The 1544-nt window shown below is 47.9% G+C and carries 1 protein-coding gene; it reads left to right on the forward strand.

Features of this window, described 5'->3' with window-relative positions:
- Window positions 1-1544: MBG domain-containing protein (locus H8716_RS17405; protein ID WP_283243202.1), on the forward strand; the 1544-nt coding region annotated here is incomplete at both ends.

Here is a 1544-nt window from a genome sequence, read left to right on the forward strand (position 1 = left end):
AATACGCTGACAGAAGGAACCGATTATAAGGTAAGCTATGACACAGACAACTTTGTAGACGTAAAGACCATCACCGTAACGATTACGGGAGAAGGCAGCTACAGTGGAAGCGTCACCAGGATTTATAGAATCACACCGAAGCCGGCAACCGTAACTGCAGATGATAAGAGCAAGGTATATGGGGATGCAGACCCTGAACTGACAGCCACAGACAGTGGACTTCTCGGAACGGATAAGGTAACGTACACACTTGGCCGTGAAACCGGAGAGAAAGAAGGAACATATGCCATTACCCCATCCGGAGAAGAAGCACAGGGCAACTACACAGTAACCTATTATCCGGGAACGCTGACCATTACAGCCCAGAGCATCGTGCCGGAAGACCCGTCTTACAGGGGAGTAACCGTAGATGATCCGAGAGACCATGAATATGATGCCCAGGAGCACAAATGGACACCGACTGTCACAGACAAAGAGGGAAATAAGCTGACAGAAGGAAGCGACTACACGGTAAGCTATGACACAGAAAACTTTGTAGACGTAAAGACCATTAACGTAACGATTACGGGAAAAGGCAGCTACAGTGGAAGTGTCACCAGAGCCTATAAGATTACGCCTGCATCAGCAACGGTAACAGCAAACAACAAGAACAAGATGTTTGGCGAAGCAGACCCGGAACTGACAGCAGATGTAAGCGGACTGTATGGAACAGATAAGGTGGGATATACACTGAGCCGTGAACCTGGCGAGAATGTAGGAGACTATGTTATCACAGCAAGCGGAGAAGCAGACCAGGGTAATTATACCGTGACGTATAATCCGGGAACCCTGACCATCACCAGGAAGGGAACCCTGACTGTAACAGGAACCTCTTACGAAGGAACTTATGATGGAAATGAGCATGGAAGTGCAGCATCCGCAAATGTAACAGAGGGAACAGTGATTTCCTATAAAGTAGGAGATGGAGACTGGACAGCAGAAGCCCCGACCATCAAAGATGTAGGAAGTAAGGAAGTAACGGTAAAGGCAGAGAACCCGAACTATGTGACAGCAGAAGCTACGTATACTTTAACTGTAAATCCAAAAGATGTAACCGTAACCGCAGACAATAAGAGCAAGGTATATGGGGACGCAGACCCGAAACTGACAGCCACAGACAGTGGACTTCTCGGAACAGATAAGGTAACGTATACACTGGACCGTGAAGCCGGAGAGAAAGAAGGAACATATGCCATTACCCCATCCGGAGAAGAAATCCAGGGCAACTATACAGTAACCTATAATCCGGGAACCCTGACCATTACAGCCCAGAGTATCGTGCCGGATGACCCGTCTTACAGGGGAGTAACCGTAGATGATCCGAGAGATCATGAGTATGATGCCCAGGAGCACAAATGGACACCGACTGTCACAGACAAAGATGGAAATACGCTGACAGAAGGAACCGATTATAAGGTAAGCTATGACACAGACAACTTTGTAGACGTAAAGACCATCACCGTAACGATTACGGGAGAAGGCAGCTACAGTGGAAGCGTCACCAG

The organism is Jingyaoa shaoxingensis (genome assembly GCF_014385005.1).
Taxonomy (GTDB): Bacteria; Bacillota; Clostridia; order Lachnospirales; family Lachnospiraceae; genus Marvinbryantia; species Marvinbryantia shaoxingensis.